Here is a 20,139-nt window from a genome sequence, read left to right on the forward strand (position 1 = left end):
ATTAGGGGAAATTAATATGGCAAAAATATTAGTTGTTGATGATGAAAAACCGATTACTGATATCGAAAAATTTAACTTAGAAAAAGAATGTTACCAGGTTTCCGTCGCTTACGATGGTGAAGAAGCTTTAAAGAAAGTTAAAGCCGAAAATCCTGATCTGATTATCTTAGATCTAATGCTACCCAAGATTGATGGATTAGAAGTAGCCCGTGAAGTTCGAAAGACTTATGACATGCCAATTATCATGGTTACCGCCAAGGATTCTGAATTAGATAAGGTCTTAGGCCTAGAAATCGGTGCCGATGACTACGTTACCAAGCCATTTTCTAACCGTGAATTAGTTGCCCGTGTTAAGGCTAACCTTCGTCGTCAGCGAACCAATAATCGTCACGCGAAGAAGGAAGATCACGGTGAAAAGGACATTAAAGTCGGTGATTTGGTAATTCATCCGCAGTCCTATTCCGTCACCAAAAAGGGTAAGACGATCGATTTAACCCATCGTGAATTCGAATTATTACATTATTTAGCTGAACATATTGGCCAGGTTATGACCCGTGAACACCTGTTACAGACCGTTTGGGGCTATGACTACTTTGGTGACGTTCGAACTGTCGACGTTACCGTTCGTCGTTTAAGAGAAAAGATCGAAGACGACCCAAGTCACCCGATTTATTTAGTTACCCGTCGTGGCGTTGGTTATTATCTTAAAGATTCCAATCAGGCTAACTAATTAATACCAGATTATTTAAGGGGCGTTCTGGATCTTGAATAGTCACATTAAATTCTTTCACTCGATTCACTTTAAAATTGCGCTGGTCTTTGCACTGATCCTTTTAATTTCACTAGAAGTCGTGGGCGCCGTATTCGTTAGCCAGTTGGAGAAAAAGAACGTGGCTCAGTATGAGCGTCAGGTTCAGTTACCGACGTATGTCGAGCGATCCATTACGACTCAGTTAGGCCGTAGTGATCAAAAGAAAGCTAATCGAAAAATTCATATGCTGTTATCCGACACCAGTAATAACAGCTCAAATCAAGTTCAAGTCATTGATACCAAAGGTACCATTCGAGGTACTAATCAGATTGATAATAAGAGCATCGTCGGTCAAAAAACGACTGACCATGACGTTAAAGACGCTCTATATCACGGTAAGAACGTTAATAAGACGACATATAACAGTCAAAACGCGACCCGTTATTACACGGCCGTCGTTCCGTTAATCAGAAGTCAAAATAATAACACGGTTGGTGCGGTCTACATCAGGGCTAGTTTAAATCCAGTCTACAAGACGATTGATAGTATCACCTTTATCTATCTGTTGGCTGCCTTAATCACCATTTTGATCGGATTATTAGTTGCGATCGTAATCTCAAGAGCGATTACCCGACCGATTGACGAAATGAAGAAGCAAACGATTCAGATTGCCCACGGTGATTATTCCGGGCATGTCCATGTCTACGGCAAGGATGAATTGGGACAGCTAGCGGAAGCCGTTAATAACCTATCCGTTAAGGTCCGTGAATCTCAGGAATCAACCGAATCGGAACGTCGTCAATTAGATTCCGTCTTAACTCATATGAACGATGGGGTCTTAGCTACTGACCGTTGGGGTCGGGTTACGATTTCCAATTCAAAGGCCCTCGATTTCTTGAACCTACAGAGTGAAAACGTGATTGGGCACCCGATTTTACAGGTCTTGGGTGTTGCTAAGAAGTATTCGTTACGGCGATTATTTGAACATCCGCATGAGATTCAGGTTGATTTATCGAATCATGACCGTGAATTAATTTTGCACGCTCATTTTTCACTCGTTCAGCGTAATTCGGGCTTCATCAGTGGTTTAGTCTGTGTTCTGCATGATGTTACTGAGCAGGAAAAGATTGATGAAGACCGGAAGCGTTTCGTTTCCAACGTTTCTCATGAATTGAGAACGCCGTTAACCAGTGTCCATGCTTATCTGGAAACCTTAATCGCGGGCGCCTGGAAAGATAAGGACGTTGCTCCGCATTTCTTACAGGTCGCTCAGGACGAAACGGATCGAATGATCCGAATGGTCCGTAACCTGTTGACCCTATCCAGAATGGATTCTGGTCGGCAAAAGATGAACCCGGAATTAACGAATTTGAATGAATTATTTAATCACATCCTTAAACACTACAAGTTAATGATTAAGAACGGTGATCAAATCGAACCAAATCTAAAGGTCAATAATAATTATCATATCGTCGAGAACTTTACTAGTCGAACGTTATGGGTCGAATTGGATCCTGATCGTTTTACTCAGGTAATCGATAACATCATGAATAACGCGTTAAAGTATTCGCCGTCTGGTGGTACCATCACGTGTTCGCTATATGATTCCAACAATCGAGTCATGCTTAGCATCGCCGATCAAGGAATCGGGATTCCACGTGACGCTCAGGATCATATCTTTGACCGCTTTTACCGAGTTGATAAGTCCAGGACCCGTGCTAGTGGTGGTACCGGTTTAGGTCTATCAATTTGTAAAGACATCGTTGAAGCTCTCGGTGGCAGTATTTGGGTCGAAAGCACCGAAGGTCACGGTTCAACCTTCTACATTTCATTACCTTATGAACCAATGAAGGAGAATTTATGGGATGCACGTAATTAAGAAATACGGCTTAACGGTTGCGCTTACGGTAGTCGTTGTCATTAGTCTAATCCTTTCGATCATCCTGTGGTCGAACCCTTCTTACGAACATACGAAACGCAATAACACCAGCAGCTCCAACACCAGTGTGGTAAGTAAGCCGTTATCTTACACGTATTTACCTACTCAGGCTATCCACACTGATCATAATGGTCACCAATGGATCATTGCTGATCCCGATGCGAACGTCGTCTCTGAATTCATTAAGAAACTTAACGGTGGGACCCGAATGATAAAATTAACGGATCATTCCACCCGTAATTACATTAAGCACTTGAATCGTCGACGTTCGATCATTTTAAATTATCAAAATGACGTTACGACACCCATCTTTAATTCAGTCGCTAAGGGTGGCTTTAGTAAGTTACCGACCCGTCAGTTTAACCGGATCGTATTACCATTAAACGGTACTAAATATATGTATCTGCTACGTGATCGAGGTAACGTTGTTTACCGAGTCAAAATGGATCATCGGATTCATGGCATTAATTCGATCATTAAAAAGCCGCTCCAGAAGATTCCAGTTCAAATCAGATCTAATTATGGGCGACCAGTAGTTACCTACCCTAGAGCCGTCGTAATGCCACAATATGAATATTTAATTAATAAACAGACGCAAAATTACTACATTATGCGATTATTAAGCGGTAACCATAACATCGTCAGGACGCGTAAGAAGAACCGAGTTGTGTACAGCAACGAGTCCAACCGACAATTAATTTTCGGTCATGATAAGAACGCTACCTACGTTAATGATCGGCCAACCCGTGTTCACGGTGATTTTAACCAGAGTTTGTATAATTCCTATCACAACTTGCTGGCATTGAACTTACCGTTGAACGGGGTCCACTACTTCGATTACAATCCGGATACGCACACGATCCTTTATCGTGGCTTTGTTGAAAGTTTTCCGATCTTCAACCCAACTCACTTCGGGACCATTAGTATGCAATCGATCGATGGTGAATTACGGTATAATTATTCCTTGTATTCACTTCAGATTCCAATTCCGAACGACCGCAGGAAATTAAAGTTACCCGATACTCGACAGGTCTTGAATAACCTAAAAATGCGTGGTTATAAGCTGCGTGACGTTCAGGCGATTGAAATTGGTTATGAATGGCAGAATGCTAAGACGTCTAAAATCTTGGCTAATTTAACACCAACGTGGTTTATTAAGTATAACGGTCACTGGCTTAACTATGATCAGTTAGGTCTTGCTCAATAAATAGGAGGCAACTAGACGTGGATTTTAAACGCATTCAAATTATTTTCTTAATAACCTTTGTGATTATCGATGTCTTCTTGTTCTCCCTGTTTCACCGTAACCAGAGTATCCAGACTGAGAACCTGACGAATGGTAATCAGTCCAGTATCGTTGAAGAGATGCGGAACGATCAAATTACGTTTAATCATCGGTTATCAACTAAGTCTGGACAAGGTTATTATTTAGCGGCTAAGCCTTCAAATGATCTTCATTCGAAGATGGCTGAATTATCATCTAATCAGGATGTCCATTATTCTAACCGTAAAATTAACAGTCAATTTAAGCATCCAGTACCGGTTAATACTAAACATCCGGAAAAGACGATTGACCAAAAGCTAAATAACCCGACGTTCCTGATCCATGGTGACCAGTATCGTTATAGTCGTAACCTATCGAACCGTAATACGTTGGTATACGTTCAGAAGGCGCCTAAAAACGCCAATCAAGATTCAATCTATTCAAACTCCGCTCGAGTTCGTTTCCACGTTGCGGGTGGCCTACTAACGAGTTACACGCAGGGCTATGTATCAAACGTTAAGACACTGCGTGAAAAGTCAGAAACCATTTCAGCCGAACGAGCATTAACCTGGTTATATCAGTACAACAACATCCCTGATAACACCAAGATCGAGTGGTGTCACTTTGCTTACACCAAACTATTATCTGTTAAAGGGAATAACATTTACATCCCAACTTGGGTTGTTGCCTTACGGTCCAGTAACTCGTCGGCTATACAGTACCGTTACATTAACGCGTTTAACGGCTCGATCATTAGTTCTGTTAAAAACAAAGATTTAAATAACACGTCGGCAGATTAGTTAATGGAAATAAATCATTGAAACGGGAGACAATCTAATCAAATGTTTTTCAAAGGTGCTATGAAAATTTGTTTACTTTCGAGTGGCAGTGGTGGTAATTCCACCTATATTCAGACGGCACATCATCAGGTGCTGTTAGACGCCGGCTTAAGTGGAGTTAAGATTAGACACCTGCTCCATTTAATTCATCGGGATCCCCGTCAGATCGATATGTTGCTGGTTAGTCATGAACATAGCGATCATTCCAAAGGGGTCGGCATCCTGGCCCGTAAGTATCACAACATCAAAGTATTCGCTAACCAGAAGACGTGGGATGCTATGGCACCGAAAATTGGTTTCGTTGATCCAAGTCAGCGTCGCATTTTTCCTGAAGGTAAAACGATGAGTTTTGGTGATCTTGATATTCAAAGTTTTGGCACGTCACATGATGCCGCTGATTCGCAGTACTATAAAGTTACCTGTCGTGGCAAAAGCTTTGCAATGATTACCGATGCTGGTTACGTATCACGCCATATTCAAAAGCTGATTATGAACTGTGAAGCCTTCGCGATGGAAAGTAATTATGATACGGAAATGTTGCGGCATGGACCTTATTCATGGCCGTTAAAGCGACGGATTTTAAGTGATGTTGGACATTTATCCAATGATCAAACGGCTGATATTTTATTGAACGTGATCGGCAACAAAACCAAATACGTCTTTTTGGCTCATCGAAGCCATAATAATAACACGATGGAGCTAGCTCACGATACCGTTGCGAACGTCTTAATGCGCAATGGTTTACCAGTTGGTCGTGATTTTAAACTCTATGATACGGACGTTGAAATGCCCACGCCGTTAGTAACGATATAGTAAGTGGTGAGAAAATTGCGTTGGAAGCCAATGAAACCAATTCATAAAATAATCGCAATTGCCGTAGTCGCTGGAGCCCTTGGTGGCTTAGTTACCTATGGCGGGATTTCCTATTTTGTCAACGACACCAATCCCATTACACAGGAAACGGCAGTTCCTAAGGGATCTAATAAAGGCGGCACGGCAAAGGTTAATAACGTTAAAGTCAACGTGCAGACCCAGTCTGAACAGGCTTTCCAATCGGTTAAAAACGACGTGGTTTCCGTTATTAACTTGAAAAAAGGGAATAATAATCAGAATCCGTTAGCCCAGTTATTTGGCGATCAGGATCGCAATCGAAAAACGCTTCAAACCAATAGTGAGGGTTCCGGTGTCATCTATAAGGTTCACAACGGTTCCGCTTACGTTGTCACGAATAACCACGTGATTGCTGGGTCTAATCAGATTGAAGTCCTGATGAGCAACGGTAAACGGATGCAAGCTAAATTGGTTGGTCACGATAAAGTTACTGATTTAGCCGTTTTAAAGATCAACGCTAATCAGGTGCATCAGGTTGCTACGTTCGGTAATTCCAATAACATTAAAGTCGGTGAAACGGCATTGGCAATCGGGTCACCGTTGGGTTCGTCCTATGCCTCATCATTAACTCAAGGAATCATTTCCGCTAAGAAACGTGAAGTACCCAGGGTTAGTAGTAATGGAATGTCATTTGGTGACGCCAACGTAATTCAAACGGATACGGCCATTAACCCTGGTAATTCAGGTGGTCCGCTGATTAACCTTGGCGGTCAGGTCATTGGCATTAATTCGATGAAGATGGCGTCTGATGGTCAGGGCGCCACGATTGAAGGGATGGGCTTTGCCATTCCAAGTAACGAAGTTACTAGAGTTATTAATCAGATCGTTAAGCACGGTCGAGTAATCAGACCCAGACTTGGAATCCTGTACACTGATCTTGCAAATATTTCTGCTAAACAGCGGCAAAGTGTTCTTAAGTTGCCGAAAAACGTTAATCAGGGATCAGTGATCATGGATGTTAAACCTGGCTCAGCGGCTCAAAAAGCTGGCCTTAAGAAGTACGATGTGATCACTAAGATGGCTGGTCAGCAGATCCACGGTTTAGCACAGTTGCGAGATATCCTGTATGCTCATAAGATTGGCCAGCGAATCTCAATCACCTATTACCAAGGTGGTCACGTTCACCAGACAACCGTGAAATTAGTTCCATAAATACAATAATTGGATAAAATTAAAAGGCCTTACTTTTTCAAGTAAGGCCTTTTTGCTGTCTAAATTCAATTTAATTTAACGATGAACGGTAATCTCCATTGCGAAAATGCCGAAGATCCCGACGATGATCTCAATGATCATCATAACTTCCATTGCTTTAGATGATTTAAATAGTTTCATCATAGTAATCACCCGTTAAAATCAAGCTTTTACAATGATTAGAGTATAACGAAGCCAAGATATGATGTAAAGGATTAATGTTGCTGGGCAGCATGAACGTATGCTCGGTAGGTATTGTCATCAAAGCAGACCATTGTTACCGTTAACTGTATAGGGAACTGTTTGATAACATTAACAGTAATTTTAGCAGCTTTACCTAGTGGATAGCCATAGACTCCAGTACTTATGGATGGAAAAGCTATGGTCTTACAGTGATAGTTAACGGCTTGTTGTAAACTGTTACGGTAACAGTTACTTAACAGTTTGGGTTCGCGATGATTACCACCGTGCCAGATGGGTCCAACAGTATGGATAATGTACTTCGCTGGTAGGTTGAAACCAGACGTTACCTTAGCTTTACCCGTTGGACAACCGTGAAGTTTCTTACATGCAGCATTTAACTGCTGCATTCCGGCAGCCCGATGAATTGCACCATCGACACCGCCACCGCCGGCAAGTCGTTCATTAGCCGCATTAACGATTGCGTCAACGTGAACTTTGGTGATGTCGCCTTTGATGATTTTTAGTTGTGCCATTATGAAACCTTCTTTAATTTAGTGACCTTCACGTATAATTTTAGTTACTTTTTTGATTTAAAGTAATTTGTTGGCACAAACATGATGATTAGCTGATAAAATGTTCCTAACTGCGGAACAAATAACAATAATGCGACCCAACTACTTAGGCCAATATCGTGATTACGTCGAGCAACTAGACAATAGAGAACAATTTCGATCAACGTCATAATAACAAATACAATCGCGAATCCAACCAACGTCATTATTAGTTCGTCATAATTAACAGTATTTTCAGCTTGTAATTTAAAATCTTTAGCTAATAAGAACGGGTCTAAAATAAATACAACTAAGAAACTAATGATGGTCATCGGTACCATGATATACATATATTCTTTACGAGAAGCTTTGCCTTTTAGTCTGAATATATTTTTGAAGAACTTAATCCAGGCTTGTTTACACGTAATGTTATCATTATCACTTTTAACCTTAACATTTGACACTTCTAGTAACTCGTCTGTTGATACGTTATATAAGTGACTTAACGTTTTTAGAATCTCAAAACTAGGTTCACTACGACCGTTTTCCCAGTTTGAGATCGTCTTTCTAGAAACGTGGAGCTTTTGGGCTAACTGTTGCTGAGTAAGGTGATGAGCCTTTCGATATTTATATAACGTCTTGGATAATTTCATTGATTATTATGCCTTCTCAATGAATATATTATCAGACTAAGCCCCATTAATTAAGCGTTGTAGGTCATGTCCCAGAATTAGAGCTTGGCAGAGACAGCGTCTTTAGGTATTCTAAAATTACTTATTTTGAGGAGATGGAGATATGCCAATTTCATTTAGAACCTTTTTGTTAATCTTTGGAATTAGTTGTTTAATCTGGGCTGGAATTAGTGCCCGAATTAAACAGAAAATGAGTTATCGAGAAATCATCATTAGATATGGATTGATTATATTATTACTATTCATGACACCTATGATTGATAATCTTTTGGATCAGAAGATTAGTATTATTATTGATTATCTCGTTGTAATGGCCGTCTTTATTGGTGATGATATTTATCATATCCATCAAGTCAAAGTTTTAAAAAATAAGATAAATTCCGATGAACGGATTGAACGTATAAATCACTAAATATTTAGAAAGTGGAGATGAGGCTATATGCCTATGTCGTTTAGAATTGTTGTAAGTGTTGTATGTGTTGTTGCTCTTTTTTATCTTCTAATTCATAATTATATGAAACATAAAATGAATTTGCCGGAGTTTATAATTACTTTCTTATTCTTTATCGGGTTGTTTATAGTTAGTCCGATTCTAAATAACTTTTTAAGTTATGATAATTCGATTATTGTTATGCTCATTATTTATGGTGTTGGGATTTCTTGCGAAGCTCTATATAATCAACATCGGATTAAGGTATTAACACGTAAAATTAGATTGATTAAAGCAGATAAGTAAATAATATAAAGTAATGTAATGATTGAGATGAAAAAATTCTTAGTAGTAGTCATAAGTATCTTAATTTTAATGGGTATATCTGTAGATGTATCAGCTCACCGGAATCAACATGCATCACATCGTACTCAAATTGTTCGTTTATATCGTCATGCTTATTATGAATTGAGACACCATCATTCGTATAAGAGTTCGTTTCGTAAGCTTTATCAGACTGAATATAAATATCATTATCCATATACATTTCGGCCTAAAGCTCATCATAGATGGAATTGTTACTTTTTCTTTAAGACCTATTAGTGTTGCATAATATTAATTAATACTTAAAGTAAGATTTCTTTTTATCCAGCTCATCTTAAAAATCAACACACATTACCTGTACTATGACAATCTTACGGGTTGACAATTTTGCTACTCTATAGTTGTTAAAAGTATGAGCTATACCAGTTTTGATCTTTTACAAGCCTAATCAGGCCCGGTCCTGATCAGGCTATCTTTTCACCTACCTATGTGTTGAAATAGTATTAATTATCATAAAAATAAACATGATAAACTACTGATACCGATTTACTGCGTAAGTTTGCTACCATAGAATCATAAGATAATAAAGGGATGATTCTATGAAAAAGCAAACGTGGTTAGTTACCGGTTGTCACACCGGCTTTGGTAAAAATCTAGCCATTTTTCTGGCTCAACATAAAGACGTTAATTTAGTTGCGACCGCTCGTAAACCGGAAAGTCAATTAAACTTTTTAGATCAATACGATCATGGCCAAATTAAGAAAGCTAAATTAGACGTTACTAAGCATGATCAAGTTGTCAGCACCGTTAAGTTGGTTAAACAAGCTTTTGGTGGCGTTGATGTCTTAGTCAACAACGCTGGTTTAGGTTACTTCGGAACCTTCGAAGAAAGTAACTGGAAAGAAGCTCACTATATCTTTGACGTTGACGTATGGGGCTTATGTGATATGACCCGGAACGTCTTACCAATGATGCGTGCCCAAAAGCATGGGACCATCGTTAACTTTTCGTCAATCTGTGGGTTGACCGGCTTCTTGTCATGTGCTTACTATGACGGTGCCAAACACGCTGTAGAAGGCATTACCAAGACGCTTGCTAAAGAAGTTAAACATCTGGGTATTAAATGTTTATTAATCGAACCAAGTGGCTTCAGAACCGATTGGGGTGGCCGTTCATCCGAAAAGACGGTTACGAAATTCGCTGATTATAAACCAGTTGAACAGGCCATTAATTATATGAAAGAACACGGTTCAGATAATACTCCTGGTGACCCAATGCGTGCCGCTAAGATCATTTATGATCAGGTTACAAATCATTGGGATACTTTACCTTTACATATGCCATTAGGTAAAGCCGCTTCGGATGAAGCCATCGCTGAAATGGAGAATAATTTAAAGGAATTCAAACAGACCCGTAAGACTTCAATCTCTGCGGATCATCGTTAAAATATGTCATGTGTTAGACTTTACAGGTAACAATCTGTAGAGCCTCTTTATTTTGTTAAATTGTGGATAACCGTAACAGTCAGTTGTTGAAAGTGTTGAGTAACACGCCCCATTAGTAGGTAGGACGTAACACTTAACCACAAAATGTTGTAGTTATCCACAGGGCCTGTGGATAACTCACAGTTGTTAGGGGATAACTAACAGAATGAACATTAAAATGATTTCCGTCGGCAAGCTTAAATTCAAGTGGTTTAAACAGGGTGTTGCCGAATACAAAAAACGTTGTTCACGTTTCTGTAACTTCAAGACCGTGATCGTTAAGTCAGAGCCGGAACCTGAACCGTTAAGTAAGGGTCAAGCTGAACAGATCATGGATAAAGAAGGCACCCGAATCCTTAAGAAGATCAAACCGAAAGAGTACGTGTTTGCCTTAGCCATCAAGGGTAAGCAACTAACATCAGTGCAATTTGCTCATGAAATTCAACGTTTAGCTACCTATGGTCACCCAGATATAACTTTTGTGATCGGTGGTTCGTTAGGTTTAGCTTCAAAAGTGTTGAAACGTTCTGATGCCCAAATCTCGTTTGGTAAATTTACCTATCCGCACGAATTGATGCGGACAGTCCTGGCGGAACAGATTTACCGAGCTTTTATGATTAATTCAGGAACACCATATAATAAGTAAATCGGTAGTGCTAAAAGCTAAAAATTGATATACTGAACATATAATTTGCAAAAGAGGGTTTCATAATGCGGAATGTATATTTTAATCATGATGGTAATGTCGACGATCTAGATTCATTAATCCTGTTTCTAGAAATGCCTAACATTAACATCTTAGGGATCAGTGCAATTGGTGCCGACTCGTTCGTAACACCGGCCGTTGCTGCTTCCCGAAAGTTAGTTGACTATTTAGGTAAGGGTCGTAAGATCTCAGTTGCTCAGTCGAACTCCCGTCCGGCTCACGAATTTCCAAAGTTATGGCGTATGAACGCCTATACTTTTAATGACTTTCCAGTCTTAAATGAACATGGTCACACGCCTAAAGCACCTTTGGCTAAGAAGCCGGCTCATTTAGATATCATTGATAAAGTTAAGGCTTCCGATAAGAAAGTTACCTTAGTTATGACCGGTCCGTTATCCGATTTAGCTCGAGCTTTAAAGGTTGAACCATCAATTCAGGATAAGATTGAAAAAGTCTACTGGATGGGCGGTACCATGGATAACAAAGGTAACGTCGTTGAACCCGAAGCTGACGGCACTCAGGAATGGAACGCATACTGGGATCCGGAAGCTGTTAAGGTCGTTTATGATTCTAAGTTACCGTTAGTCCAGGTTGGTCTTAACAGTACTAAACAGGTTCCGTTATCACAGAAGGTCCGTGATCACTGGGCTAGCTTGTGTAAGTATCCAGCCGAAAACTTGATTGGTCTAGGCTATGCCATGATGCATCCGTTTGGCACGGGTTACTACCTATGGGATGTCTTAACGATGATCATCAGTTATTTCCCAGAAATTGCGAAGTCCAAGCAGATCAAAGCTGACGTCATCACGACGGGTGCTGCTGCTGGACGTACTTACGAAACTAAGAACGGCCGTCCGGTTACCTTAATTACCGATGTTGACGCTAAAGGCTTCTACGACCGTATCGATCAATTATGCAAGAATTCTGCTAAATAATTAACAGTTAACATTTAACAAAAAAAACCAGTTCGATTGAATAATCGAACTGGTTTTTAATTTGGTTTAAAGATTTAAATTATTTGGCCTGTTTCTTGGCGACAGCCTGAATTAGCTTACCAGTCTTAACAAATCGTTTGCCTAACTTGGCAACTTCTTTTTGGTCTAAGTCGGATAAGAACTTCTGGTTAGCTAAGTAGAAGTTTAAATCGTCCATGGCGTCGTTCATTTCGTTTAAATAGTTTTTTTGTTCTGATTTTTCCATAATTAATCTCGCTTTCTGATTTGATTACTGGTTACTAAAATAACGCGAATTTGGGTAAAAAGAAAGACGCTATTTCAAGTAGCGCCATTCTTTTTAGGTAACTTAGTCACGTTAGATGCAACATGATATAGCAACCTGTCTATTACTTGCATCTTTAAAGTATAACTATTAAGTAAATTAGTCAAGTGATATTATTACTAATGGTGCGGTTAAATCCACTATTAAAGGTGGTGACGCAACATGATAATCGACATAACCTGTTTATTACTTGCTATTTGTGTGTTGTTATTGATTATTCACATCATATAAACATAATTTAGTTACGTTTTTAGAATAATCCCTTATGATCGCATTAGCCGTAGACTTAATTATCTACGGCTTTTTATTAAGAAAATAATAAAAAGAAAGACGCTTCAATTTTTGAAGCGTCCATCTTTTACGTTTCGGGTTATCGTCCCGCAACACCTCATAAATATTTGCTACTCGCGTTTGTACCTACATAATATCATGGATATACCAACATCAGTAATAAATTTAAGAAAAAATAAAGGCGCTTACTTCAGCGCCTTTATTGACGAAGCAATACTTCTGATATTATCCCTAAATACATATTATCACATCAACATCATTTATTTTGTTTGTATACTCGATACCCCAACACAATCGCAACAATCACAAGGATTCCGAATACATACCATTGAATAGCTGCTAAAAAATCCCAAATGTAAGTTAGTATCACTAATCCAATAATGAAGCCGATGAACCATTTAAGTAATTGAAAAATACGCGTGTCCTCCTGAGTAGGGTGGCTAAGATCTACAGCGTTTTAAGTTTAACATGCGCAAGGGGTTCTATCAGTCGTAATACTATCGAGGATACAAAAATAAAGGCGCTTCAAAATTTTGAAGCGTCCATCTTTTTGTCTCAGGTTATCGTCCCGCGACACCTCATAAATATTTGTTACTAGTATTTGAAACGCTATTTACAGTTACAGCATTCAGGAGTGCCGTAACTGCCTTATTAAAGGCTCTTCGTGATTTGATTGAAGCATTAAAGCGTAAGAAACATCGTTGTATGATTGATTATACAACCGATACGTCAACATATGTTATTCTAATACACCATACAAAAATATAAAATTGTTGAATTACTTATGAGTAAATTTTGCTAATGCATTTGACGGTAATAATTCAAATATGAAAGCGACAATATCAACAATAAACGCAACACTTTCTAAGAAAGAACTATTACTGAACCAAATGACAATGCTGGCAGCTAATAGTACAATACTGACCCAGATTGGTAAGCCTAAATCGTTAAAGCGACGAACTTCTAAACTCCATCGGGGCAATAATGAAGCTAAGCGCCAAATTAACCATAAGCCACCGGCAATTCCAAAACGAATGAATAATTTAGGGCTTGATACTGTGTCGGCATGTTCAATAACTTTCAAGAAAGTACTGCCAGTAAGAGCGATAGTTAATATCAGAAAACACAAGTTAATAATCAAATTCCACAATTGCCACCACCAGTATTCTGAACGAGTACTACTATGTGTAAAATCAGCATAGTGGGTCCAGAATAATTTAAAGGCGTGGGTCATTGAACACCAGCCCTGTCCAGTTGGATTAACTTTCTTTAAATTCATAAAACTACTTCCTTAATTTCCAATTTAGGTATTATGGTAGCAAAGTCCTAATTAATATGTAAAGCCTAGTTTTATAATGACATCATAAATCCACAAATAACTAATACAATCAGGATTAACATATGGAATTAATCTCCTTAATTAGTATGTTTCGCAATTGCTTTAATTCCGTGAAATAGAGCCCAGAAAAATAGCCAGGACACTAAAATAACGGCAATTCTATCACTGTAATAAGCCGTAGGCCCGAATGATTTGAGGGTTAAATGGGTTTTATTTATGTCGAGTGATATATGGCTAGTATGACTAGCCACGTTATTAATTACAGCTAAAGCTAAAGAAATGAGTGCGATCCAATGAATTTCGCACCACGTTAGTAGTTTATCTAACACTATTAATCACCGATTCTAATTAGAAAAAGCTATGAATAACACTACCGAAGACGATTAATAGAATAACTGCAATCCACCAGTAATGAATTAAGAACTCATAAATATTCATGTTCTTAGCGTTTCTCACGTATCGATTTTTAATTGGATCATAAATGAATTTGGAGCTGTCGATCTTCGTGTTAGTAGACATCGATTGACCTAAAACAAGGTTGTCTAAGGTAATGTTAAAGATACTAGCTAATCTTACTAAGCTTTTGATATCAGGAGAGGCTTCTCCGGCTTCCCATTTAGATACAGCTTGTCTAGTGACGTGGACTTGTTGTGCCAAGCCTTCCTGGGATAAACCACGTTGTTGTCGATATGATTTTAATTGTTTTGGAAATTCAATCATTGTATTTTCTCCTCATGAATTAATTTTTACAATTCTCAATATCACTCACTTATAGCTACAATTCAAGCAACTATTTGTGGAATGGAACGTTTATTTACGGTAATTATTAGTGACATTTAGTAAATACTTGTTGATTTAATAGGCGTTATCAGGTTGCGAAAGAAATTTACTAATTATTGGGCAAGAGCTAACAATTATAAAAATAAAAGATAATATTATTGACTAAATTTGTCTAATACGATATTCTACAAATAAACCGAAATGATTAAGCTGAAAATTCATAACATTTTCGAGGCCTGCTAATTACTAGTAGGTCTCTTTTCGTATAATTATAAGGATTTTAGCCACCCACAGAATATCGACATATCAGATACGATTTATGGATAGAAATATCGTGTCCAACATGGATATGATATAAAGTGACATGTCGGAGAATAGTAGATAATAAATGTTAATAGCGCCATTAACACTCCATCAGAAGTACTGGAGGCTTTATTATGACAAAGATTATCGCGTATGCCGTCCGTCAGGATGAAATGCCCTATTTCAAAAAATGGGTTAACAATAACCCAGATGTTCAGGTTAAGTTGACGCCTAAGCTTTTGACCGATGAAACCGTAAAAATGGCCAAAGGCTTCGATGGTGTCGATGCTTATCAGCAGAAACCATACACGACTTCAATTTTAGATAAGTTGGGCAGCTATGGGATTAAGTCATTGTCGATTCGAAACGTTGGTGTCGACAACGTTGATTTCAAGGCTCTTAAGAAGAACGGGATTAAGTTAACTAACGTTCCGGCATACTCACCGCAAGCCATCGCTGAATTAGCCATGACTGATCTTCTGCGTTTAATTCGTCACATTAAGATCTTTGAACGTCAAGAAGCCCATGGTAACTTACACTGGGCTCCAAACATCGCTGATGAATTAGATAAGATGACGGTTGGTGTCATCGGTACCGGCCACATCGGCCGCATCGTCGTGCGAATCTTACGTGATGGCTTTCATGCCCACGTCATTGCGTATGATCCATATCCTAACCCACAGTTACAAAAGGAAGGCCTTTATGTTAAGTCCCTTGATGACCTTTGCAAACAAGCTGATGCGATCACGATTCATGCTCCAGCTATGAAATCTAACTACCACATGATTGGTGATAAGCAGTTCTCAGAAATGAAAAAGGGCGTTTACTTTATTAATGAAGCCCGTGGTTCATTACTGGATACCGATGCGTTAATCAGAGCTTTGGACAGCGGTAAGGTTCAGGGAGCCGCGTTGGATGTCTATGAAAATGAAGTCGGCGTCTTTAATAAAGACTTCGGTAGCTTTAACGCCATTCCAGATAAGCGTTTAAAGAACTTAATGAAACGTGATAATGTAGTTGTCACTCCACATATTGCCTTCTACACCCGCAATGCCGTTAAGAACATGGTTGGTTTCTCAATGGATTCCAACAAGACCTTAATTAAAACGGGTAAGTCTAAACGATTAGTTAAGTATTAATCGTTGATTTAAGAGTTAAACCTAATCTTAAATGACCTCGTTCGGCGAGAAACACTCCGGCTGAACGAGGTCATTTTGGTTCCTGTTAAATCGCAATGGCACCGGGGTTGCTTCTGACTTATAATTAAATTGTAATTATTGAAGATTTGGAAGGTAATTGAAATATGAAAAAATTGTTGCGGTACGGTGTCGACGCTCCAGTTATTACCTGGACATCCGTTATCTTAGGAATTATTTTGATTTTATTTGATTATGATTTTTCCTGGCTGTTAGGGATCTTACTGTTACTGTTAGCTGTTATCATCATGGCCTATACGATCCGTAAGTACACCTGGGTTCAAAACATTATTCGTCACTTGGATCTACGGACGGCTTCGAAAATCTTAGATGTCGGTACTGGTAAAGATTTCTTCCTAACGCATGTTACTAAGGCTGCTGGACCGGTTGCTTTTGTGACTGGGATCGAAAGCAAGAATCAGTACGTAATTAACAAGGCTCGTAAGAACGCCAAGAAGGAACACGTTAATAATCGAATCAACGTCATTCACGGGGACGTTCGACATTTACCGTTTCCAAACGATTCGTTCAATTTAATTACCGCGATGGACACCAAGGACAGCTTTATGGACGACCGTGATACCGAAGATGTTCATCAAATCTATCACGAAATTATTCGAGTTCTTAAACAATACGGTAGTTTCGTTCTGGTAAGTAACCAGAAGAACGTTAACCGAATCTACAACTATCTTGATACCTTAGATGGGATTCAGGTTAAACGATCCCACACCACCAGCAAGTTCGATATTCTTCACTGGGGTGAACTGACTTTGAAAAAAGAATAATTAATTATAATAAATTAAAAAGAGTCCCGATATTGAATAATTAATATCGGGACTCTTTTTATTTTGGGATGACTACTCATTAACAGTAGATACCAATATCATTAACGATTAATTTACCAATGTATGGCTTAGCTTCGGGCTTCACCATGCCATTCTTAGCGTAGGCAAAGGTAGATGTTAAGTCAGCTTTAACACTAACACCCATGACTTTACCGGTACTACCGTTTAAGCCAGATGGGATGTCAATCGCTTGAACTCTGGCTGGAGCCTGGTTGATCTTCTTGATGAAGTCAACGTAATTACCGGCAACCGGACGAGAAAGTCCCGTTCCGAAAATAGCGTCAATAATTACGGTGTACTTCTTCCAGTCAACGTTCTTTGGGTCGACGACTGGAACATGGTAGTACTTACAAGTATGTAACTGAGTCTGGTGTTCATCAGAGTAATGCTTAGGATTACCTAATAATAGGATATCAACGTGAACGCCCTTAACAGCTAACAATCGAGCAACGGCTAAACCATCACCACCATTGTTGCCAGAACCGGCGACAACTAAGACGTGATTCAAGTTCCAGTTCGTGTGCCATAAATTATCGGCAGCTTTCAAAGCGGCACGTTCCATTAATACTAAACCGGGGATGCCGACTTCTTTTTGAGTCTTTAAATCAGCCTGCTGAGCTTGTTTTACAGAAATTGTCTTCATTATTCTCACCTTCAAGATGTTATCCAGCTTTAACGTATCGCCAAGTGAAAAGATTGTAAAAAGAAAGGCCTCGTGATTTACAAATCACGAGACCAAACTAATTAAGATTAATTAACTATATTTTATGACGATATTCGCGGGTAATGAAGTAGAACGGAACAGCAATTACTAATGCACCAAGGCCCCACAGTAGTTCTTCAACGTTGGTTTCAACCAATAACCATGCGGACACGGCTAACGCAATGATTGGAATTGTGTAGCCCAGTGGTAACTTAAAGGCTCGTTTTGCTTTTGGCATCGTTTTCCGGAAGACCATCACAGCGATACAGGTTGGGATGTATTGAGCAAATCTTGAAACAGCACTAATCTGAGCTAACTTGGTAAAAGTCCCGGAGTAAGCTAACAGTAACGTTAGAACCGTGCAAACAATGATTGAAACGTATGGTGCGTTCCAACGGTTTCGTTTGGCGAACGACTTCGGCATAATGCCGTGATCAGATAACGCAATCATTGAACGGGGTGTAATAAACGTGGCTGCGACCCCGATTCCACCAATTGATAGAATCGATCCAATGGCGATGATGGCACCGCCCCAGTGACCAATTGCGGTGTCCATGGTGGATTGTAACGGGACGGAAGTGTTAGCTAACTTAGTGCCCATAACACCAACACAGGCAACCATCACTAGGACGTAAATTAACGTAACGACACCTAGAACGATCAAGATTGCACGAGGTAAGTTTTTCTTAACGTTGTTCATTTCACCAGCTGATACGACTAGTCCTTCAACACCGGTAAAGATGTAGAAGAGCGTAATGGCCGTGTTGGAGAAGTTATGCATGGTCGTTAATTTGGTGATGAAGAACGGGTGGAAGTTAGCGGGATGCAAGAAAGCTAGACCAACCACAATTACTAACAGGATGGGTACCAGCTTACCAACCGTAACGACGTTATTAAGGACGGACGAAACCCTGATTCCAGCAATATTAATGGCCATCAAGAAGACACCCATAATTGTAACGATGACGTCATGCGCAAACGGCGAATTTAAAGCAGGAAAGAAACCGCCTAGTGCCGTGGCAAAAGCCATATACATAGTAGCTTCAGCGATAATCCTGATTACCCAAGCTGCGATCCCAACTTCGTAACCGAAAAAGTTACCGAATGCCTGGCGAGCGTAAATATAAGCGCCACCAGTTTCACTAAATAATCCGGAACATTCAGCAAAGCACATTCCAATCGTGCAAGCCAGAAATGCATCGACAAACAAGACTAGAATGCTGGCCGGACCAAACGACTTCATGCCGAAATTTGGTAACAGGAAGATCCCAGAACCAATGATGGCATTAATTCCTAGTAATACAATGCTCCAAAAGCCTAATTTTTCTTTGTTAATGTTAATCAGTCCTAACAGTTTTAACAGTTATAACGTCCCAACCTTATGATGAGTAGTTGGGTGTTCTTTAATGTTTTTAACGTAACGTGCAATTTGGTTAACGGTAAATGGATACTTAGGTGCAGGTGTAGCTAAAACCTTGGCACCGAGCCACCTAAAGATAATCATGTATAAGATAATCGGGTAGATTAAGCCAACTGTTGCACTAATAATGCTGATCTTACCAGCGTTAATAGCAAACGCCATGTAGATTATGCCACACGGTAGGAAGCCCATTAAAGCGGTTAGGATGCCACCACTCATTGTAGAGTGAGTCTTGTGTGGGTAGTAAACCAAATGGAGCAGAAATTCGATGAAGCCCCAAAAGATCGCACCCAAGATTGCCCAGTTCCATTCAGGTTCGAATGCTGGTAACAACCATAGAATAATCATAAATAGGTAGTTACAGATGATCGCCGATAATTGATTGAATGGGTATACCAACGGTGCTTGCCGGTTATGATACAACGCAACGTTTAAGGTTCCAGGCATCGTTCCTGAATGACCGTATTCTTCAAATAGATGTGCGTTCATAAAGGCAAACTCAAAGAGGATTACCCGTTGCTGAAAATCAAAACTACCTTTCTGGGTAATAATAAGGATAACCATTAGAACGGCAATTAATGCGTTTAGGTCGTACCAGTGGTTAATGATTAGTTTTTTCATGTCGAATTTTTAGCCTTCCCAATCGTCTTTTACCATTATTATATATGATTTTGTTATCTTTAACAGTCGAATCGAGATGTGAACGGGCTTATTAAAAGTAAGCCTTTTTGGTTGCGTA

The 20,139-nt window shown here is 39.4% G+C and carries 20 protein-coding genes; 12 read left to right on the forward strand and 8 right to left on the reverse strand.

Annotated features, from left to right (window positions below; all coding sequences use genetic code 11):
* The first annotated feature begins 16 nt into the window (after positions 1–16).
* Genes yycF through ELX58_RS00100 form a run of 6 tightly spaced genes read left to right on the forward strand, consistent with a single transcriptional unit; the run spans position 17 to position 6,836 of the window.
* Complete coding sequence (yycF, locus tag ELX58_RS00075) at positions 17–730, forward strand: response regulator YycF (RefSeq protein WP_133441160.1); 714 nt, start codon at positions 17–19, stop codon at positions 728–730.
* Between the two features lie 34 nt (positions 731–764).
* On the forward strand, positions 765–2,630 hold the full coding sequence (walK, locus tag ELX58_RS00080; protein ID WP_133441161.1) for a cell wall metabolism sensor histidine kinase WalK: 1,866 nt from the start codon (positions 765–767) through the stop codon (positions 2,628–2,630).
* Positions 2,617–3,897 (forward strand): two-component system activity regulator YycH, encoded by a 1,281-nt coding sequence (gene yycH / locus ELX58_RS00085; protein WP_133441162.1) that lies wholly within the window; start codon positions 2,617–2,619, stop codon positions 3,895–3,897. The genes walK and yycH overlap by 14 nt, the downstream gene beginning before the upstream one ends.
* Positions 3,898–3,914: 17 nt before the next feature.
* The gene (locus tag ELX58_RS00090; protein ID WP_133441163.1) at positions 3,915–4,754 is read left to right on the forward strand and encodes a two-component system regulatory protein YycI; all 840 of its coding nucleotides are present in this window, start codon (positions 3,915–3,917) and stop codon (positions 4,752–4,754) included.
* Between the two features lie 42 nt (positions 4,755–4,796).
* Entirely contained in the window at positions 4,797–5,606 is an 810-nt protein-coding gene (locus ELX58_RS00095) for an MBL fold metallo-hydrolase (RefSeq protein WP_133441164.1), read from the forward strand.
* 30 nt (positions 5,607–5,636) lie between these two features.
* Entirely contained in the window at positions 5,637–6,836 is a 1,200-nt protein-coding gene (locus ELX58_RS00100) for a S1C family serine protease (protein ID WP_133442532.1), read from the forward strand.
* Positions 6,837–7,090: 254 nt separating this feature from the next.
* On the opposite strand, the gene ELX58_RS00105 is transcribed toward ELX58_RS00100, so the two are convergent.
* Together ELX58_RS00105 and ELX58_RS00110 are read right to left on the reverse strand one after the other, a co-directional pair.
* On the reverse strand, positions 7,091–7,591 hold the full coding sequence (locus ELX58_RS00105; protein WP_133441165.1) for an O-acetyl-ADP-ribose deacetylase: 501 nt from the start codon (positions 7,589–7,591) through the stop codon (positions 7,091–7,093).
* A gap of 44 nt (positions 7,592–7,635) precedes the next feature.
* Entirely contained in the window at positions 7,636–8,262 is a 627-nt protein-coding gene (locus ELX58_RS00110; RefSeq protein WP_133441166.1) for a helix-turn-helix domain-containing protein, read from the reverse strand.
* A 142-nt stretch (positions 8,263–8,404) separates the two neighbouring features.
* Between ELX58_RS00110 and ELX58_RS00115 the strand changes: the two genes are divergently transcribed.
* The 4 genes from ELX58_RS00115 to ELX58_RS00130 all read left to right on the forward strand — a co-directional run bounded on the left by ELX58_RS00115 (position 8,405) and on the right by ELX58_RS00130 (position 12,180).
* A complete protein-coding gene (locus ELX58_RS00115) occupies positions 8,405–8,713 on the forward strand; it encodes a hypothetical protein (protein WP_133441167.1) in 309 nt (102 codons plus the stop codon).
* Between the two features lie 941 nt (positions 8,714–9,654).
* On the forward strand, positions 9,655–10,500 hold the full coding sequence (locus ELX58_RS00120) for an SDR family NAD(P)-dependent oxidoreductase (RefSeq protein ID WP_133441168.1): 846 nt from the start codon (positions 9,655–9,657) through the stop codon (positions 10,498–10,500).
* A 205-nt stretch (positions 10,501–10,705) separates the two neighbouring features.
* Positions 10,706–11,185, forward strand: a complete 480-nt coding sequence (gene rlmH, locus ELX58_RS00125; protein WP_133441169.1) for a 23S rRNA (pseudouridine(1915)-N(3))-methyltransferase RlmH — start codon at positions 10,706–10,708, stop codon at positions 11,183–11,185.
* Positions 11,186–11,250: 65 nt separating this feature from the next.
* On the forward strand, positions 11,251–12,180 hold the full coding sequence (locus tag ELX58_RS00130; RefSeq protein ID WP_133441170.1) for a nucleoside hydrolase: 930 nt from the start codon (positions 11,251–11,253) through the stop codon (positions 12,178–12,180).
* A gap of 79 nt (positions 12,181–12,259) precedes the next feature.
* On the opposite strand, the gene ELX58_RS00135 is transcribed toward ELX58_RS00130, so the two are convergent.
* The 3 genes from ELX58_RS00135 to ELX58_RS00145 form a co-directional block, all read right to left on the reverse strand.
* Complete coding sequence (locus tag ELX58_RS00135; RefSeq protein WP_133441171.1) at positions 12,260–12,445, reverse strand: hypothetical protein; 186 nt, start codon at positions 12,443–12,445, stop codon at positions 12,260–12,262.
* Positions 12,446–13,592: 1,147 nt separating this feature from the next.
* On the reverse strand, positions 13,593–14,093 hold the full coding sequence (locus ELX58_RS00140) for a DUF805 domain-containing protein (protein WP_133441172.1): 501 nt from the start codon (positions 14,091–14,093) through the stop codon (positions 13,593–13,595).
* 408 nt (positions 14,094–14,501) lie between these two features.
* The gene (locus ELX58_RS00145) at positions 14,502–14,873 is read right to left on the reverse strand and encodes a helix-turn-helix domain-containing protein (RefSeq protein WP_133441173.1); all 372 of its coding nucleotides are present in this window, start codon (positions 14,871–14,873) and stop codon (positions 14,502–14,504) included.
* 497 nt (positions 14,874–15,370) lie between these two features.
* Here ELX58_RS00145 and ELX58_RS00150 point away from each other — a divergent pair, with 497 nt between their 5' ends.
* Positions 15,371–16,375, forward strand: a complete 1,005-nt coding sequence (locus ELX58_RS00150; RefSeq protein ID WP_133441174.1) for a D-2-hydroxyacid dehydrogenase — start codon at positions 15,371–15,373, stop codon at positions 16,373–16,375.
* Positions 16,376–16,539: 164 nt separating this feature from the next.
* Entirely contained in the window at positions 16,540–17,217 is a 678-nt protein-coding gene (locus tag ELX58_RS00155) for a class I SAM-dependent methyltransferase (RefSeq protein ID WP_133441175.1), read from the forward strand.
* Between the two features lie 79 nt (positions 17,218–17,296).
* On the opposite strand, the gene ELX58_RS00160 is transcribed toward ELX58_RS00155, so the two are convergent.
* From ELX58_RS00160 to ELX58_RS00170, 3 genes are all read right to left on the reverse strand, one after another.
* Entirely contained in the window at positions 17,297–17,920 is a 624-nt protein-coding gene (locus tag ELX58_RS00160; protein ID WP_335878612.1) for an NAD(P)H-hydrate epimerase, read from the reverse strand.
* Between the two features lie 115 nt (positions 17,921–18,035).
* A complete protein-coding gene (locus tag ELX58_RS00165; RefSeq protein WP_373841569.1) occupies positions 18,036–19,325 on the reverse strand; it encodes an APC family permease in 1,290 nt (429 codons plus the stop codon).
* 18 nt (positions 19,326–19,343) lie between these two features.
* A complete protein-coding gene (locus ELX58_RS00170; RefSeq protein WP_133441177.1) occupies positions 19,344–20,021 on the reverse strand; it encodes an HXXEE domain-containing protein in 678 nt (225 codons plus the stop codon).
* Positions 20,022–20,139: the final 118 nt, after the last annotated feature.

Source organism: Acetilactobacillus jinshanensis, assembly GCF_004359375.1.
Classification (GTDB): Bacteria; Bacillota; Bacilli; order Lactobacillales; family Lactobacillaceae; genus Acetilactobacillus; species Acetilactobacillus jinshanensis.

Bases quoted from the DNA above. Each gene is read 5' to 3' on its own strand.
- yycF (WP_133441160.1), top strand. From the start codon at position 17: ATGGCAAAAATATTAGTTGTTGATGATGAAAAACCGATTACTGATATC.
- yycH (WP_133441162.1), top strand. From the start codon at position 2,617: ATGCACGTAATTAAGAAATACGGCTTAACGGTTGCGCTTACGGTAGTC.
- ELX58_RS00095 (WP_133441164.1), top strand. From the start codon at position 4,797: ATGTTTTTCAAAGGTGCTATGAAAATTTGTTTACTTTCGAGTGGCAGT.
- ELX58_RS00100 (WP_133442532.1), top strand. From the start codon at position 5,637: ATGAAACCAATTCATAAAATAATCGCAATTGCCGTAGTCGCTGGAGCC.
- ELX58_RS00105 (WP_133441165.1), bottom strand. From the start codon at position 7,591: ATGGCACAACTAAAAATCATCAAAGGCGACATCACCAAAGTTCACGTT.
- ELX58_RS00110 (WP_133441166.1), bottom strand. From the start codon at position 8,262: ATGAAATTATCCAAGACGTTATATAAATATCGAAAGGCTCATCACCTT.
- ELX58_RS00115 (WP_133441167.1), top strand. From the start codon at position 8,405: ATGCCAATTTCATTTAGAACCTTTTTGTTAATCTTTGGAATTAGTTGT.
- ELX58_RS00120 (WP_133441168.1), top strand. From the start codon at position 9,655: ATGAAAAAGCAAACGTGGTTAGTTACCGGTTGTCACACCGGCTTTGGT.
- rlmH (WP_133441169.1), top strand. From the start codon at position 10,706: ATGAACATTAAAATGATTTCCGTCGGCAAGCTTAAATTCAAGTGGTTT.
- ELX58_RS00130 (WP_133441170.1), top strand. From the start codon at position 11,251: ATGCGGAATGTATATTTTAATCATGATGGTAATGTCGACGATCTAGAT.
- ELX58_RS00135 (WP_133441171.1), bottom strand. From the start codon at position 12,445: ATGGAAAAATCAGAACAAAAAAACTATTTAAACGAAATGAACGACGCC.
- ELX58_RS00140 (WP_133441172.1), bottom strand. From the start codon at position 14,093: ATGAATTTAAAGAAAGTTAATCCAACTGGACAGGGCTGGTGTTCAATG.
- ELX58_RS00145 (WP_133441173.1), bottom strand. From the start codon at position 14,873: ATGATTGAATTTCCAAAACAATTAAAATCATATCGACAACAACGTGGT.
- ELX58_RS00150 (WP_133441174.1), top strand. From the start codon at position 15,371: ATGACAAAGATTATCGCGTATGCCGTCCGTCAGGATGAAATGCCCTAT.
- ELX58_RS00155 (WP_133441175.1), top strand. From the start codon at position 16,540: ATGAAAAAATTGTTGCGGTACGGTGTCGACGCTCCAGTTATTACCTGG.
- ELX58_RS00160 (WP_335878612.1), bottom strand. From the start codon at position 17,920: ATGAAGACAATTTCTGTAAAACAAGCTCAGCAGGCTGATTTAAAGACT.
- ELX58_RS00170 (WP_133441177.1), bottom strand. From the start codon at position 20,021: ATGAAAAAACTAATCATTAACCACTGGTACGACCTAAACGCATTAATT.